Raw genomic sequence first — 15,471 nt, 5'->3', positions numbered from 1 at the left:
ACGCAGTCTCCGACGCACCCGTCGGCTCGCTTCCCGCGCACCACTCCGGGCGGTACATTCAGGGGGTGGCTGCACGTAGTGGTACCCGGTCCTCGGCTCTTCGGAGCCCCGCTCAGATCCCGATGCGCCCCCTCGGGGCGGTCGCTGCCGTCAGCGATACCCGCACGGGTCGTATCCCCCTCGTGAACGGGTCACCCTCGGTTCCCGGCGGGTTCACCCCCAAGGCGTTCGTCGGCGAGGTTGTGCCCTTCAGCGTGGTGTCGTTCCGAGAAGGACACGACATCATCGGCGTCCATCTGCGCCTGACATCCCCCGATGGTCAGGAGAGCCTGCACCGTCTGCTTCCTCGCAAAGATGGCACCGACACCTGGTCCGCCGAGATCGCGCTCGACATGCAGGGGAAGTGGAGCTACCGGTTCGAGGCGTTCTCCGACGACTTCGCCACCTGGGCGCACGCGGCAGAGCTGAAGGTCGCGGCCGGCGTCGACGTGCCCGTGATGGCCGCCCTCGGTGCCGAGCTGCTGTCGCGCGCGGCGGCTGAGAAAGACCGCCCCGCTGCCGAGCGGAAGCGTCTGCAGTCGGATGCGGAGTCCCTGCGGGACGGTGATGCGGCGACGACGATCGCACTCTCCACCGACCCCACGCTCGAGCAGATCTTCGCCCAACGCCCGCTCATGACCCTGCGCTCTGAAGCACAGACGCAGACGATCCTCGTCGACCGCGTCGCTGCGGGAGTCGGAGCCTGGTACGAGTTCTTCCCGCGGTCGGAGGGAGCCCGCCGGCTGAAGGACGGGAGCGTGAAGAGCGGTACTTTCCGCACGGCGGCAAAACGCCTCCCCGCCGTCGCAGCGATGGGCTTCGACGTGATCTACCTCGTGCCCATCCACCCGATCGGCACGACCAACCGCAAAGGGCGCAACAACACTCTCGTCGCCGAACCCACCGACCCCGGCTCGCCGTACGCGATCGGCTCGGCCGAGGGCGGACATGACGCGATCCACCCCGACCTGGGCACGGCGCAGGACTTCCGGACCTTCGTGCGCGCCGCACGCAAAGAAGGACTCGAGGTGTGCCTGGACCTCGCTCTCCAGGCATCCCCCGACCACCCGTGGGTCACGGCCCACCCCGAGTGGTTCACGACCCTCCCTGACGGCACCATCGCCTACGCGGAGAACCCGCCGAAGAAGTACCAGGACATCTATCCTCTGAACTTCGACAACGACCCTGCGGGGATCTACGCGGAGATGCTGCGCATAGTCCAGCACTGGGTCGCGCAGGGCGTGAAGATCTTCCGCGTCGACAACCCGCATACGAAGCCCCTGCAGTTCTGGGAGTGGCTCATCGCGACCGTGAACGCCGCGGACCCCGACGTGCTCTTCCTGGCCGAGGCCTTCACCCGGCCCGCCGTCATGCGCGCGCTGGCAGCCGTGGGCTTCCAGCAGAGCTACAGCTACTTCACCTGGCGCAACACCAAGGCGGAGCTCGAGGAGTTCCTCACCTCGGTGTCGCACGAGACCAGCGACTACATGCGACCCAACCTGTTCGTCAACACGCACGACATCCTCACGGAATACCTCCAGTTCGGTGGTCGCGCCGCATACCGGATCCGCGCGTGCATCGCTGCGACAGCCGCCCCGATATACGGCGTCTACGCCGGCTACGAGTTGTTCGAGAACGTGGCTCGTCCCGGGTCGGAGGAGAACATCGACAACGAGAAGTACGAGTACAAGTTCCGAGACTGGGCAGGGGCGGAGGAACGGGGAGACTCCCTCGCGCCGCTGCTCCGGCGCCTCAACCAGATCCGCGACGCCCATCCGGCCCTTCGGCAGCTCCGCAACTTCTGCGCGCACTGGAGCGACGACGAAGCCGTGCTCGTCTACAGCAAGCACCTCGACGCCGAGTTCACGGGAACGGGACGTCCGGATACGATCATCGTCGTGGCGAACGTCGATCCGCACTCTGTGCGCGAGACCACAGTCCACCTCGACACCACCCTCTGGGGGGTCCCGCTCGGCGAGCCCTTCGAAGTGGAAGACCTCCTGACCGGCGCGGTCTGGACGTGGACCGACCACAACTACGTCCGGCTCGACGCTTTCGCCGAGCCGGTGCACATCCTGAAGGTGAGGGAGGGCGCATGAGCGGCCTGGAGAACATGAGCGCGTCCGCCGAATGGGAAGCGGTGTCCGAGGCCTCCCACCACGATCCGCACGCCCTGCTCGGTGCACACCCGTCGAAGGATCCGGCGGGGCGCACTTCCACGATCATCCGTGTCCGTCGGCCACTCGCCCGCTCCGTTGCCGCAGTCTTCAACGATGGCAGTCGTCTGTCTCTGAACCACGCCGCCCACGGCATCTGGGAGGCACGTCACGCCGGTCCGCCGATTCCGTACCGGATCGCGACGGCTTACGGTTCCGACGACGAAGCGGTCACCGGGGATCCGTATCGCCATTCTCCGACGCTCGGTGACCTCGACCTGCATCTGATGGCCGAAGGCCGACACGAACGGCTGTGGCAGGTGCTCGGAGCGCACCCGCGCACCCTCGACGGCGAGAAGGGCGTCGCTTTCGCCGTCTGGGCGCCGAACGCCACTGCCGTGCGTGTCGTCGGAGACCACAATGGCTGGAGCGGCGAACCACATGCCATGCGCTCCATGGGTGTCAGCGGCGTCTGGGAGCTCTTCATCCCCGATCTGGCTCCGGGCACTCGATACAAGTATCAGATCCGCACCCGCGACGGCGCATGGATCCTGAAAGCGGATCCGATGGCGCTCGCAGCAGAGGTGCCGCCGGACACGGCGTCTGTCGTCACAGCCTCCTCGTACACCTGGACGGACGGGGCGTGGATGACGCGCCGCGCGGCCACCCATGCCGTGGCTCAGCCGCTCTCGGTCTACGAGATCCACCTCGGCTCCTGGCGGAGTGGACTGGGTTACCGCGAAATCGCGGACCCGCTGATCGAACACGTCACGAGCGCAGGATTCACTCACGTCGAATTCATGCCGCTGGCCGAGCATCCGTTCGGCGGCTCCTGGGGCTATCAGATCAGCGGATACTACGCACCGACGAGCCGATTCGGGAGTCCCGACGATCTGAGATATCTGATCGATCGCCTGCACCAGGCCGGCATCGGGGTGATCATGGACTGGGTGCCAGGGCACTTTCCGAAGGACGCTTTCGCCCTCGCGCGGTTCGACGGGCAAGCCTTGTACGAGCATCCCGATCCCCGGCGCGGCGAGCACCAGGACTGGGGCACGCTGATCTTCGACTACGGGCGTCCTGAGGTCCGCGGATTCCTGGTGGCGAATGCCCTCTACTGGCTCGAGGAGTTCCACGTCGATGGCCTGCGGGTCGATGCCGTCGCATCCATGCTCTACCTGGACTACTCCCGCAACGAAGGCGAGTGGGAGCCAAACATCCACGGTGGCAGGGAGAACCTCGAAGCCATCCGCTTCCTGCAGGAGGTCAATGCCACCGCTTATCGGTTGCATCCCGGCATCCTCATGATCGCCGAAGAGTCCACGAGCTTCCCGGGGGTCACCGCGCCGACCGCGCATGCCGGGTTGGGCTTCGGGTTCAAGTGGAACATGGGCTGGATGAACGACTCGTTGCAGTACATCCAGCGCGACCCCCTGCACCGGTCCCACCACGAAGGCGAGATGACGTTCTCCTTCGTGTACGCGTTCGGCGAGAACTACCTGCTGCCGATCAGTCACGACGAGGTCGTGCACGGTAAAGGCAGCCTCTTGGCGAAGATGCCGGGCGACCACTGGCACAAGCTCGCCAACGTCCGCGCCTACCTGGCATATATGTGGGGGCATCCGGGCAAGAAGCTTCTCTTCATGGGCCAGGAGTTCGGTCAGCTGGCCGAGTGGTCCGAAGGACGCGAACTCGACTGGTGGCTTCTCGACCAGCCCTCCCACGCCCAGCTGCAGGGCTTCGTCGGAGTCCTCAATCACGTCTACCGCGCGCAGTCGCCCCTGTGGGAGCGGGACAACGACGGCTCATCGTTCAGCCGTCTGGGGGCTCCCACCTGGGACCCGTCCGTGATCGCGTTCGAACGACGTGATGCCCACGGTGGTCGGATCGTCGTCATCAGCAACTTCGCCGGTGTCGAGCGAACCGGCTACCGGCTGACGCTTCCCCGTGAAGGCGTGTGGCAGGAGATCCTCAACACGGACGCTGCAGATTACGGCGGCCGCGGCTCGGGCAACCTCGGCATCGTCGTCGCTCACCCGGAGGCGGAAGGTGAGGCAGCGCTGGCAACCGTCACTCTGCCGGCGCTCTCGACTCTCTGGCTGCGGTACCAGGCTGACCCGCACGTGCCGACGATCTCACGCGGCTGAGCAAGCGCCCACGCGCGTGCGAGGATCTGTCCGTGCGCAGCGACCGTCAGAAGAGCAACGACGACAGTCGGTTCCGCGCAGACACCACACGCGGGTCCGACGCGCCGATGAGCCCGAACAGCTCGACCAGTCGCTCACGGACCGGCGTGCGCTGATCTGAAGGAAGCTGCGCGAAAAGACCGAGCAGACGACCGAAGGCGTCATCGACGTGACCCCCGGCGAGGTCGAGATCGGCGACATCGAACTGCGCCTGGACGTCGAGCGGATCGTTCGCAGCGGCGGCACGGGCTTGATGCAGATCGAGTCCCTGGACGCGGTCCAGAAGCTTGACCTGCCCCAACCCTGCGATCGCATCCTCATCTCGCGGATTCTCCGCGAGGGCCTTCTCATAGGCGGTGATGGCGGCAGCGTAGTCGCCGATCTCGATCGCCGCGAAAGCCTCCGCATGCAGCGGAGGAAGCGGCGGCTCTTCTGCCACCTCGGTCGGCTCCGCCGCCTCACCGACCGGAAGCGTGCCGGTGACGCCGTTCTGAGCGGCCACTTGCAGCAGCTGAGTGAAGACCTCGCGAACTTGCTGCTCGGGGACGGCCCCGGTGAACATGGGCACCGGCTGTCCGGCGATCAGAGCGACCACTATGGGGATGGACTGCGCGCGGAAGCTCTGCGCAAGTTGCGGGTTCGCATCGACGTCGACTTTCGCGAGCAGCACCCGGCCACCGAGCTCTCGCGTCACCTTCTCGATGATGGGACTGAGCTGCTTGCACGGGCCACACCATTCGGCCCAGAGATCGACGACCACGGGCACCGTGCGAGATATCTCGAGAATCTGTCCGAATGTCTCGTCGGTGGCGTCCACGACCACATCGGCCATGCTCGGCGCCGTCGCGCCGGCGGTCGGGGCGGCCGGACGATTGCGCAGGCTGGACAGGTCGACGGCTCCGCGCAAAGCGGCGGGGGACATTTCACTCACTTGATCACCTTCACGGAGAGGAGGTCCTGGCGGACTGCCAGAAGCTTGATCTGTTCCGTCGAGCCCTGCGCGGGGACCGCGAAGAACAGCTGGAATTCGTAGGTGGTCTCGACGCCCTTCGCGGACTCGGATGCACCCGTGAGGGCCTTGGCCTGGGCGTTGTCGCCGAAACGGATCACCGCGTCGGCGGAGGTCGGCGTCACCGTCTCGGCGTCGGTCAGCGACACCGCGACGATCGCTCCGCTGTCGAGAGTGGTCATGGACACCGGGTCGGCGGTGGTCGGCGCCATGTCGAACGCGGCCTTGGACGTCTTCGCCGCGTTGTTGTCGGCGAGGTTCTGCACGACCGCCTGCCGGCTTTCGTTGATGGAGGCGGCGAGGTTCAGGGACAGCTCGTCGAAGAGTTCGTACGAGGCGCTCTTCTCGCCCGTGTCGACCACATCGGCGAACGCCGCGGCGAGGTCGGCGGGCGGAACTCGAAGGAAGGCCGAATCTGAGGGGACCAGCGATGTGCCGAGCCAAGCCGCTGCGACCTCGGGGAACACCGCATCCGCCGACATCTCGGCCATGTTGGTGACCTTGTAGTTCGACCACGGGTCCTGCTGTGTCATCGTGAGGATGACCGGCGGCACGGTGTCGTCATCCGTGCTCTTGGAGAGCATGAGGACCGTGCGTGGCCAGCGATCCGTCGCCTCCGGAAGCACGACCTCGACATCGTCGGTGGGGATCGCGGAAGGCGGCGTCGCGTCCTTGATCTTCGCCCGCAGCGCGTAGTCGGTCGTGCGCGCAGCGAGTGCCGATCCGTCGAGGCGCGTCTTCGCCAGGTCGAGATCGAGTGCCGCGTCCGCGTCGACGAGCGTCGCCGAGATCGACTGCAGGATGCGCGTCGCCTGCGCCTCGGTGACGGCGGGCGGCTTCTGGTTGTCCGGTGCGATCACCGTCGGGCTGGGTGAGGGCGTGGGCGAGGAAGCCCCCAGCTGCGGCCACGACTCCGAAGAGCAGCCTGCCGCCAGGACGGCGGTCAGCGCGAGAGCGGGGATGGCCAGGAGGCGCCGCCGCCGAGCCGGGCGCTCGGCTTGCATCTGTGTCTTCGCGTCGGGTTCATTGGATCCCGGTTCCGCGCCTTCATCCACGATCTCCCCCTCTTGGATCTCCGCGTCCCGCGCATCGCTCTTCGGAGACGTCGAGCCCGACGCCTCGAGGGCCTCGCGCTCCGACGGCGGAAGTGCGGCGACATCGATGGGCTCGGTGACGGGCAACGGTCCGGGGCCCTTGCGACGCGGACCACGACCGCGTCGCTGATGCCGGATGCCGAGGAAGTAGAGGATCAGTCCGAGGAGCAGCATCAGGCCACCCGCGGCCATGAGCGGGCCAGCCCACGGCGTGCTCTGGTCGAGCGGCCACGAGACGACGATGTCGTCGGGCGCGTCCTGCGTTCCGTCGTACGCGATCAGCACGCTGGTGCCTTCAGGCAGCTGCATGTTGTCCGAGATGAGGAGGTTCTCCTCGCTGAAGGAATCCAGCCACAGGTCGGACCCGGCGGGGTTGCGGCCGGCCGGCGCTTCGGCCTCGGCGTCGCCCTCGCCACCGTCGGCGGCGTCCGCGGCCGGGACATGCTCGACGTCGAAGGAGTCGTCGCCGTCCGCGGTCACGTGGTTGTATTCCGAATCGGCGAGCCACGCCTCCATGTCGGGCGTGCGGCCGTAGCTGGCGTAGATCTCGCCCTCGCCTCGGATGAGCAGAGTCTGTGCGCCGGGATTGGTCTGGAGCACCTCACCGTCGAGCAGCACGAAAGGTGCCGGCTCTTCGATATCGACCCTGGTCTGCTGCGACTCCGGTCCCAGGAAGATGGTGCGCTGAGCGATCCCTGCCCCGATCAGCCCCGCGGCCAGCACGAAGGCCACAACGGCCCATACGAAACGCACGAATAGTCTCCTCACGCAGCCCGGGCTTCATCCGAGACGCAACACTCGACATTCCAGACTAGCGAACCCTTCTGTGTGTTGCCCACGAGCACATCCGGTGCAGGGCCGATCGGCACGTCGTCGACGCGGTGTCGCGGCCGCTCGATAATCTGACTGCATCTGTTCGAGGAGCTGTTAATGAAGATCCACAATCCCTTCCGCACCGCCTTGCTGGCGACGCTCGGCGTGGGACTGGGGGTTCTGCTGATCGGGAGCGTCCAGACGCTGTCGACAGTGCTCCTCTACCTGGGCACTGCGCTCTTCCTGAGCCTCGGACTCGACCCGTTGGTGTCGCTGCTCGAGCGACGAGGCCTCCCCCGCTGGCTCGCCGTGCTCACGACGATCCTCGGAGTCCTCGCGGTTTTCGTCGGCATCGTGCTCATCATCCTGCCGGTGCTCGTGGACCAGATCTCACAGCTGATCGCGCAGATATCGGCGATCGTCCAGCGCGGCACGGCGATCGACGACCTGAAGGAGTGGATGAAGAGTGCTTTCCCCAACCTCCGCGTCGACGATGTGTTCAGCTACGTCGAGGACTGGCTGAACACCAACCTCACCGAAATCGGCGGATCGATCGGTCAAGGAGTGCTCGTCGCCAGCGGCGCCGTGCTCAGCGGCGTGTTCGGCGCGTTCATCGTGCTCATCCTGACCATCTATCTCACCGCGTCCACCCCGTCCCTGAAACGGTCCGTCTACCAGCTCGCTCCGGCATCCAAGCGCGAGCGGTTCGTCGACCTCTCGGAGCAGATCACCGACTCCGTGGGCTACTACGTCATGGGGCAGGTCTCACAAGGCGTGATCAACGGCGTGCTCAGCGCGATCTACCTCTCGATCATCCAGGCGCCGTTCCCCGCCGTGCTGGCCGTGGTCGCCTTCTTCTTCTCGCTGATCCCGCTCGTCGGCACCCTGACCGGGTCGACCATCATCGTTCTGGCGTGTCTCATCCCCGGGCTCGGCTCGCCGGCCACAGCGATCGCCGCCGGGATCTATTACCTGATCTACATGCAGATCGAGGCCTACATCATCTCGCCACGCATCATGAGCCGCGCGGTCTCCGTGCCCGGAGCCGTCGTGGTCGTGGCTGCCCTCGCCGGAGGCAGCCTGCTGGGACTGCTCGGAGCTCTGATCGCCATCCCCGTGGCGGCGAGCATCCTGATCATCTACCGGCAGGTCCTCATTCCGCGCATGAACGACATGTGAGCGCAGCCGCCCTGATCAGGACGCGGGTGGCCAATGGGTGGCAAGGGGCAGACTCGCCGGGTTCACCGCGGCCACGATCTCGGTGAGCACGCGCCGCGTCTGCGTCTCGCCCACCCAGAGGTGCTTGCCACCGTCGACGGCGATCAGTCGTGCGTGCGGGATCGACGCGAATCGCTCTCGGGCCTCTGCGGGACGGAGGTAGTCGTCGAGCTCCGGCACCAGCACGATGACCGGAACCTCGCTACCCGCCCACGCGGCCACCTCGGCGTCCGTCGCCCGGTGCAAGGGCGGTGAGAGGAGGATGACGCCTTCGATGTCGTGCTCTCGTCCGTACTTGAGCGCGAGCTCTGTCCCGAACGACCAGCCGACGAGCCAGGGACGGGGCAGTCCGCGCTCCCGGACGAATGCCATGGCGGCGGCGACATCGAACCGTTCTGCGCCTCCGCCATCGAAGGCACCCTCGCTGGTGCCGCGCGGCGACGTCGTACCGCGCGTGTTGAAACGAAGCACAGCGAGCTGCGCCAACGCCGGCAGACGCGCTGCCGCCTTGCGGATGATGTGCGAGTCCATGAAGCCGCCCGCCGTGGGCAGCGGATGCAGAGTCACGAGTGTCGCGACCGGATCCGTGGATTCCGGCACGGCGAGCTCACCCACCAGTGTCAGGCCGTCTTCGGTCGGCAGCTCGATCTCCGACCGCTGCGCCTGAAGCTCCATGGGTCCGCGGATCTCCATGCTCACGCCATCCTCCAACAGTGTGTGTGCCAGTGTCGGCGCGCTGCGAGATCGGCCGCGTCGCCCAGAACCCCATCGGCGCGCCACGCGACGAGGTGAGCTGTACCCGCATCGATCCCCCGCCCGCACCCCGGGCAGATGTACTCCTTCTGAGCCTGACCTGCCGAGACCGGCTGTACGGTCCATTCGTGTCCGCGACGGACTTCAGATCGCTTCCACCCGGCGAGAAGGCGCTCGAACGATTCTTCCGGCGAAGGGCGCGCCTGAGGGCGTCTGCGGGAGCGTGGCATATCGCCTGCTCACCACCAGTGGTTGTTGATCCAGAAGTTGTACGCGCCCGCCCAGCTGCCGTATCGACCCGTCGCGTACCCGTTCGCCCACCGCAGGTTGTCGACCGGATTGTAACCATTGCCCGGAACCTTGCTGCAGGGCAGCGCCTGAACCAGTCCGCAGGCGCCGGACGACGAGTTGGTCGCGTTGGGATTCCATCCGCTCTCGCGCGAGACGACGTAATCGACGTACTGCCAGTCGCTCTGTGCGATGCCCGCCGCCGCCATCCATTCCGCTGGCGCTCCCCCACCGGTGTACGGCGGGGGTCCGCCTCCGGAGGAGCCTCCGTCGGATTCGGGCTCCGATTCCGATCCGCTTTCGGCGGGTTCGGGCGCGGGCTTCGGCTTGGGCTTGGGCTTGGGCTTCGGTTTGACGTACACCTCGAAATTCCCCCGCTCGACGGGGGCGATGGCAGCACCTTCGACCGTCACGGTGAGATTCTGGGTGTCCGCGAGAGCGACGGAGTATGCCGAATCCGGCGTCTCCACCGCCACCGGTTCCGCCATCGCCACGCCGGTCGGCGCGACCATCGCGCCGGCGAATCCGACGACGGCCAGAGCACTGATCACGCTGGCAACGCCGCGGCGACGCGACCAGCGGGGCGCCCCCTTGCTCGCCGATGGGACCGTCGCTGCAGAGGACAGCGAGGAGCCGTTGCGTTCGGGAGTCATGTCGTTTCGGGAGTTCACGATGAGCAACAGTCTACGCAAAGGAGCCGAGAACGACCATCAGGAAGCTCAGCGAACGGCAAGGATCACATCGATGGTGGCATCGAGGAGGGCGTCTACCTGCTCTTCGCGGTAGCCTCCGCGCTGCATCCGGAAGGCTGCCGAGCGTAATTGCTCAGCCGACAGTGCGTCCCCATCTCGGAGGTATCGGACGATGCGCGACGCGACATGATCGACCTCGTCGACTCGGTAACCGAACGTGAGCAGGCCGGTGCGGGCGAAACGGTGACGCGAAGGGCGAGCAAGGTGATCCAGGATCAGTTGGGCTTCCGCGCGAGCCTGTTCGACCCACACGCCTGCGCCCTCTGCTTTCACCACGCGTTCGCGCGCCCGGGCGGCGAATGCGTCTTCGACACGTCCGAGAGCGGCGTCGACCGCGGCGACGACGTACCCGCCCTTGACCAGCGGGAAAGAGGCGGTCCGCACGTCAGCGGCGTCGAGCTCATCCGCGCCGGTCTCGAAGGCGAGTCGCGCTGACGCCAAGAAAGAGTCGACGGCGGTTCGGTGATACCCCATCTCCCGACCTGTCGTCAGTGCGAACGCCGGTGGGCTCTCGTCATCCGGAGGAGCCGGTGCGTCGCTACGGCCGTCAGTCATCAGAGAACCGCCCAGGGAGAGAGAAGGAAGTACAGTCCCAGAGCGGGGACGGTCGAGGGAAGGATGCTGTCGAGCCGGTCGAGCAGCCCACCGTGTCCGGGCAACCAGGAGCTCATGTCCTTGATCCCCAGATCGCGCTTGAGCATCGACTCGCCGAGGTCACCGAGCGTCGCGGTGAGGAGAATCGCCACTCCGAAGATCAGACCCGCCCACCACGGAAGGTCCAGCAGGAAGATGGCGAGGAGCACGCCGGCAGCCAGCGAAGCGATCACGGCGCCGGCGAAGCCTTCCCACGTCTTCTTGGGACTGATCCGGGGTGCCATCGGGTGCTTTCCGAAGGTCAGCCCGGCTGCATACGCGCCGGTGTCAGCGGCCACGGCGATGGCTATGAAACTCAGGACCCACCACTCGCCGCCGTCCTGCTCGAGCAGGATCAACGCGACCCCCGCGAGGAACGGGACGTAGACCTGCACGAATCCGCCGATGACCGCATCCGCGAGAACCTCGCCGTAGGTGCGGCCATCCTGGACGATCATCTGCGCGACGAGTCGCCAGACGATGACGAAGGCGACGGCCACGAAGAGCATCACCCAGCTCAACCAGGCTTCCGCGAAGTACGCCGGGAGAACCAGAAAGGTCGCTGCGATCAGTTGCGGGACGACGTCGATGCGTCGTCCTGCCGCGCGCAGGGCACGCGACAGCTCGTACACCACGAGGAGGGCCGCCGCGAGAGCGAAGGGAACGAAAAGCGCCTTGATGAAGATCAGGGAGCCCAACAGCGCTGCGCCGAACGCGAGTCCGATCAGGATGGCGAGGATCAGATCTCGGCCTGTCCGTTGCTTGATGCGCTCGTTCGCCTGGTCGAGCTGGTCCCTTGCGTACGAGACGTGGGTGTTGAGCTCGTCTCGGCGCACCCGCCACTGCTCGCGGATCGCGCTGTGGTCACCTGTGTCGAGCACTCCGGCGCTCACGGCGCCCGGTCCTGCGGCCGGGACGGGGGGCCGAGGCGGGATGCTCGCCGCGTCGAAAGCCGGGAAAGCCGCATCCACGAGCGGGATGCGGTCGTCAGGGGCCGACACGTCGCGCGCCTCACGGCGCGTCAACGGCGTACCTTCCTCGGCATCTCGGCTGTCATCAGACATTCGGACTACACCTCGAGGAGTTCGGCCTCTTTGCGCTTGAGAGCGTCGTCGATGAGGTCCACATGCTGACGCGTCAGACCGTCGAGTTCCTTCTCAGCGCGCGTGATCTCGTCTTCGCCGAGCTCGCTCTTGAGCGCGTCCAGCTCATCCTTCGCCTTGCGGCGGATGCCGCGAACATGCACCTTGGCGTCCTCCGCCTTGGTCTTGGCGAGCTTGACGTACTCCTTGCGCCGCTCAGCGGTGAGCTCCGGCATCGTCACCCGCACGAGGTTGCCGTCATTCGTCGGGTTCGCACCGAGATTGGGCATGTCGCGGACAGCCTGCTCGATCGCACGCAGCGCCGACTTGTCGTAAGGCGTGATGATGAGCGTGCGCGCCTCCTGGTTCGCCAGCGAGGCGAGCTGGCCCAGCGGCGTCGGCGTTCCGTAGTAGTCGACGAGCAGCTTCTGGAACATCTGCGGGTTCGCACGGCCGGTGCGGACCGTGGAGAAGTCTTCCTTGGCGGCGTCGACCGCCCTCGACATGCGAGAAGTGGTTTCAGCGAGGACATCCGCGATCACGGTGACTCCTATCGTCGGGGTGTTCTGGAAATTCTATCGGGCGAACAGTCGGCCGCCCGCGCACACGCTCAGGCGGTGACGAGTGTTCCGATCGGCTCGCCCAGCAGCGCACGCGTGACGTTGCCCGACGGCTCCATCCCGAACACCCGCATGTCCATGTTGTTGTCCATGCACAGGCTGAATGCGGTCGAATCGACGACCTTCAGCCCCTGCTGAAGCGCGTCACGGTAGGTCACGCGCTCGATGCGCTCGGCATCGGCGTGCTTGTTCGGGTCGGCTGTGTAGATGGCGTCCACGCCGTTCTTGGCGACGAGAACCTCTTGCGCACCGATCTCGAGCGCGCGCTGAGCGGCCACCGTGTCGGTGGAGAAGTACGGGAGTCCCGCGCCCGCACCGAAGATGACGACGCGTCCCTTCTCCATGTGACGCTCGGCCCGCCGTGGGATGTACGGCTCCGCCACCTGTGTCATGGCGATCGCAGACTGCACCCGAGTGGCGGCACCCGCCTGCTCCAGGAAGTCCTGCAGGGCGAGCGCATTCATCACGGTGCCCAGCATGCCCATGTAGTCCGCACGACCGCGGTCCATTCCGCGCTGGCTGAGTTCCGCACCGCGGAAGAAGTTGCCACCGCCGACGACGACGGCCACCTCGACGCGATCGACAGCAGCCGCGATGTCTCGTGCGATCTGGCCGACCACGTCCGGGTTGACACCCAGTTGGCCGGCTCCGAAGGCTTCTCCGGAGAGCTTGAGGAGAACGCGACGGCGTCCTGTGCGTTCGGTCATGGAATGATCCTCTCGTCCCGATTCAAGATAGTGCCTCGTGGGCATGAAGAAGGGGTTCGGATCTCGATGATCCGAACCCCTTCGACGGTGCTACGCGCCGACCTTGAAGCGTGCGAAGTCCGTCACGGTGATACCGGCGTCCTTCGCCACCTGGGCGACAGAGAGCTTGTTGTCCTTGGCGTAGTCCTGCTCGAGCAGGGCGACCTGCTTGATGAACGCGGACACACGCCCCTCGACGATCTTGGGCAGAGCCGCCTCCGGCTTGCCTTCGTTGCGTGAGATCTCGGTGACGATCTCGCGCTCCTTCTCGACGGCGTCGGCCGGGACGTCTTCCCGAGACAAGTACGACGGGTTGGCGAACGAGATGTGCTGCGCGATGCTGCGAGCGGTCTCGGCATCGTCGCCCGAGTAGGCGACCACGACGCCGATCTGCGGGGGCAGGTCCTTGCTCGTGCGGTGCAGGTACACCTCGACCTTGTCACCGGTGATGGTGCGAACGCGACGAAGTTCGACCTTCTCGCCGATGATGGCGGCCTCTTCCGAGACGAGCTGTTCGACGGTCTGCTCACCGGCCTGGGCCGCGAGAGCAGCCTCAACCGAATCGGCCTTCACGGCGGCGACAGCATCGGCGACCTTTTCGGCCAGCGTGATGAAGCGGTCGTTCTTGGCGACGAAGTCGGTCTCGCATGCGAGTTCGATGAGCGTCACCGCGCCTTCGCTCTCGCGAGCGACGATCAGTCCCTCGCTGGTGGAGCGATCGGCACGCTTGGCGTTACCCTTCGCACCCTTGAGGCGCAGGATCTCGGTGGCCTTCTGGACGTCGCCGTCAGCCTCCTCGAGCGCCTTCTTGGTGTCGACCATTCCCGTGCCGAGCTGCTCACGCAGGGCCTTGAGGTCGGCGATGGTGAAGTTGGCCATGTGTGGTGGCTCCTTGCTTCGTGATGTGGGTGGGCGTTGTCTTCGCGGGATTACTTGGCGGCGGCGTCGGCGGCCGGAGCCTCAGCCGACTCAGCGGCGGGAGCCTCTTCCGCGGGAGCCTCAGCCGACTCAGCGGCGGGAGCTTCCTCGGCGGGAGCCTCTTCTGCCGGAGCCTCAGCCGACTCAGCAGCGGGAGCCTCGTCGGCCGGAGCCTCAGCCGACTCAGCGGCAGGAGCCTCTTCGGCCGGAGCCTCAGCGGCGTCCGCGGCAGGCGCGTCGTCGGCGGGCGTCTCGAGAAGCTCGCGCTCCCAGTCGGCGAGCGGCTCAGCGTCGCCCGTCTCCGGGTTGTGCTTCTGCTGCAGGCCCTCGGCAGCGGCGTCCGCGATGATCCGCGTCAGCAGGGAGACGGAGCGAATCGCGTCGTCGTTGCCGGGGATCGGGTACTGGAAGTCATCCGGGTCGGCGTTGGTGTCGAGGATTCCGATGACGGGGATGCCGAGCTTCTTGGCCTCGTCGATGGCGAGGTGCTCGCGCTTGGCGTCGACGACCCAGAGAGCCGAAGGCGTCTTGGTCAGGTTCCGGATACCGCCCAGCGACTTGTGCAGCTTGTCGAGCTCGCGCTTCTTGAGCAGCAGCTCCTTCTTCGTGAAGCCGCTGTTGGCCGGGGTCTCGTAGTCGAGTTCCTCGAGCTCCTTCATGCGTGCGAGACGCTTGGAGATCGTGGAGAAGTTGGTGAGGAGCCCGCCGAGCCAGCGCTGGTTCACGAAGGGCTGGCCGACACGGGTGGCCTGCTCGGCGAGGATCTCCTGCGCCTGCTTCTTCGTGCCGACGAAGAGGATGGTGCCGCCGTGGGCGACGGTCTCCTTGACGAAGTCGTAGGCCTTGTCGATGTAGCCCAGCGACTGCTGGAGGTCGATGATGTGGATGCCGCTGCGCTCGGTGAGGATGAATCGCTTCACCTTCGGGTTCCACCGACGCGTCTGGTGTCCGAAGTGGACGCCGCTGTCGAGCAGCTGGCGGATGGTGACCACAGCCATGGTCGTCTCCTGGTTCTGGCGCGATCTGCGCCGTTGAGGTTATCTGCCGATCTGATGATCGGACTTCCTGGTGCCCGGCGCACACCCGCCCGCTCATGGAACAGGACCTGTGGGAGTGATGCCACGACCGAAGTCGCTCTGGGCACGCGTAGTCACCTCGAGATCG

The 15,471-nt window shown here is 66.3% G+C and carries 14 protein-coding genes; 3 read left to right on the top strand and 11 right to left on the bottom strand.

Annotated features, from left to right (window positions below; translation table 11 throughout):
- Positions 1–122 precede the first annotated feature (122 nt).
- Both D7252_RS13635 and glgB read left to right on the top strand, forming a co-directional pair.
- On the top strand, positions 123–2,138 hold the full coding sequence (locus D7252_RS13635; RefSeq protein WP_120775879.1) for an alpha-1,4-glucan--maltose-1-phosphate maltosyltransferase: 2,016 nt from the start codon (positions 123–125) through the stop codon (positions 2,136–2,138).
- Entirely contained in the window at positions 2,135–4,342 is a 2,208-nt protein-coding gene (glgB, locus tag D7252_RS13630) for a 1,4-alpha-glucan branching protein GlgB (protein WP_183055298.1), read from the top strand. The genes D7252_RS13635 and glgB overlap by 4 nt, the downstream gene beginning before the upstream one ends.
- Positions 4,343–4,388: 46 nt before the next feature.
- On the opposite strand, the gene D7252_RS13625 is transcribed toward glgB, so the two are convergent.
- On the bottom strand, positions 4,389–5,303 hold the full coding sequence (locus tag D7252_RS13625) for a tetratricopeptide repeat protein (protein ID WP_251051405.1): 915 nt from the start codon (positions 5,301–5,303) through the stop codon (positions 4,389–4,391).
- Between the two features lie 5 nt (positions 5,304–5,308).
- Positions 5,309–7,237, bottom strand: a complete 1,929-nt coding sequence (locus tag D7252_RS13620; RefSeq protein ID WP_120775877.1) for a glycosyl transferase — start codon at positions 7,235–7,237, stop codon at positions 5,309–5,311.
- Between the two features lie 177 nt (positions 7,238–7,414).
- On the opposite strand from D7252_RS13620, the gene D7252_RS13615 reads away from it, so the two are divergent.
- On the top strand, positions 7,415–8,476 hold the full coding sequence (locus D7252_RS13615) for an AI-2E family transporter (RefSeq protein WP_120775876.1): 1,062 nt from the start codon (positions 7,415–7,417) through the stop codon (positions 8,474–8,476).
- A gap of 15 nt (positions 8,477–8,491) precedes the next feature.
- Here D7252_RS13615 and D7252_RS13610 read toward each other — a convergent pair whose 3' ends face one another.
- The 9 genes from D7252_RS13610 to rpsB all read right to left on the bottom strand — a co-directional run bounded on the left by D7252_RS13610 (position 8,492) and on the right by rpsB (position 15,305).
- Positions 8,492–9,208 (bottom strand): alpha/beta hydrolase, encoded by a 717-nt coding sequence (locus D7252_RS13610; RefSeq protein ID WP_120775875.1) that lies wholly within the window; start codon positions 9,206–9,208, stop codon positions 8,492–8,494.
- 2 nt (positions 9,209–9,210) lie between these two features.
- A complete protein-coding gene (locus D7252_RS20420) occupies positions 9,211–9,498 on the bottom strand; it encodes a hypothetical protein (RefSeq protein ID WP_120775874.1) in 288 nt (95 codons plus the stop codon).
- 9 nt (positions 9,499–9,507) lie between these two features.
- A complete protein-coding gene (locus tag D7252_RS13600) occupies positions 9,508–10,227 on the bottom strand; it encodes a lytic transglycosylase domain-containing protein (protein ID WP_259461102.1) in 720 nt (239 codons plus the stop codon).
- 48 nt (positions 10,228–10,275) lie between these two features.
- Positions 10,276–10,863: a DivIVA domain-containing protein gene (locus D7252_RS13595; protein ID WP_120775873.1), complete on the bottom strand. Its 588-nt coding sequence runs from the start codon at positions 10,861–10,863 to the stop codon at positions 10,276–10,278.
- On the bottom strand, positions 10,863–12,005 hold the full coding sequence (locus D7252_RS13590) for a phosphatidate cytidylyltransferase (RefSeq protein ID WP_183055297.1): 1,143 nt from the start codon (positions 12,003–12,005) through the stop codon (positions 10,863–10,865). The genes D7252_RS13595 and D7252_RS13590 overlap by 1 nt, the downstream gene beginning before the upstream one ends.
- Before the next feature lie 5 nt (positions 12,006–12,010).
- The gene (gene frr, locus D7252_RS13585; RefSeq protein ID WP_120775872.1) at positions 12,011–12,565 is read right to left on the bottom strand and encodes a ribosome recycling factor; all 555 of its coding nucleotides are present in this window, start codon (positions 12,563–12,565) and stop codon (positions 12,011–12,013) included.
- A 68-nt stretch (positions 12,566–12,633) separates the two neighbouring features.
- Positions 12,634–13,350, bottom strand: a complete 717-nt coding sequence (pyrH, locus tag D7252_RS13580) for a UMP kinase (protein WP_120775871.1) — start codon at positions 13,348–13,350, stop codon at positions 12,634–12,636.
- 90 nt (positions 13,351–13,440) lie between these two features.
- Entirely contained in the window at positions 13,441–14,268 is an 828-nt protein-coding gene (tsf, locus tag D7252_RS13575; RefSeq protein ID WP_120775870.1) for a translation elongation factor Ts, read from the bottom strand.
- Positions 14,269–14,318: 50 nt separating this feature from the next.
- Entirely contained in the window at positions 14,319–15,305 is a 987-nt protein-coding gene (rpsB, locus tag D7252_RS13570) for a 30S ribosomal protein S2 (protein ID WP_120775869.1), read from the bottom strand.
- Between the last annotated feature and the right edge of the window lie 166 nt (positions 15,306–15,471).

The organism is Microbacterium sp. CGR2 (assembly GCF_003626735.1).
GTDB lineage: Bacteria > Actinomycetota > Actinomycetes > Actinomycetales > Microbacteriaceae > Microbacterium.
This window is presented reverse-complemented; position numbering and strand designations above follow the sequence as displayed.

What these genes read in the sequence shown, in the direction of transcription:
- D7252_RS13595 (WP_120775873.1), bottom strand. Translation starts at nt 10,863, where the DNA reads ATGACTGACGGCCGTAGCGACGCACCGGCTCCTCCGGATGACGAGAGC.
- D7252_RS13635 (WP_120775879.1), top strand. Translation starts at nt 123, where the DNA reads ATGCGCCCCCTCGGGGCGGTCGCTGCCGTCAGCGATACCCGCACGGGT.
- D7252_RS13625 (WP_251051405.1), bottom strand. Translation starts at nt 5,303, where the DNA reads ATGTCCCCCGCCGCTTTGCGCGGAGCCGTCGACCTGTCCAGCCTGCGC.
- D7252_RS13615 (WP_120775876.1), top strand. Translation starts at nt 7,415, where the DNA reads ATGAAGATCCACAATCCCTTCCGCACCGCCTTGCTGGCGACGCTCGGC.
- tsf (WP_120775870.1), bottom strand. Translation starts at nt 14,268, where the DNA reads ATGGCCAACTTCACCATCGCCGACCTCAAGGCCCTGCGTGAGCAGCTC.
- D7252_RS13590 (WP_183055297.1), bottom strand. Translation starts at nt 12,005, where the DNA reads ATGTCTGATGACAGCCGAGATGCCGAGGAAGGTACGCCGTTGACGCGC.
- glgB (WP_183055298.1), top strand. Translation starts at nt 2,135, where the DNA reads ATGAGCGGCCTGGAGAACATGAGCGCGTCCGCCGAATGGGAAGCGGTG.
- D7252_RS13610 (WP_120775875.1), bottom strand. Translation starts at nt 9,208, where the DNA reads ATGGAGATCCGCGGACCCATGGAGCTTCAGGCGCAGCGGTCGGAGATC.
- pyrH (WP_120775871.1), bottom strand. Translation starts at nt 13,350, where the DNA reads ATGACCGAACGCACAGGACGCCGTCGCGTTCTCCTCAAGCTCTCCGGA.
- rpsB (WP_120775869.1), bottom strand. Translation starts at nt 15,305, where the DNA reads ATGGCTGTGGTCACCATCCGCCAGCTGCTCGACAGCGGCGTCCACTTC.
- D7252_RS20420 (WP_120775874.1), bottom strand. Translation starts at nt 9,498, where the DNA reads ATGCCACGCTCCCGCAGACGCCCTCAGGCGCGCCCTTCGCCGGAAGAA.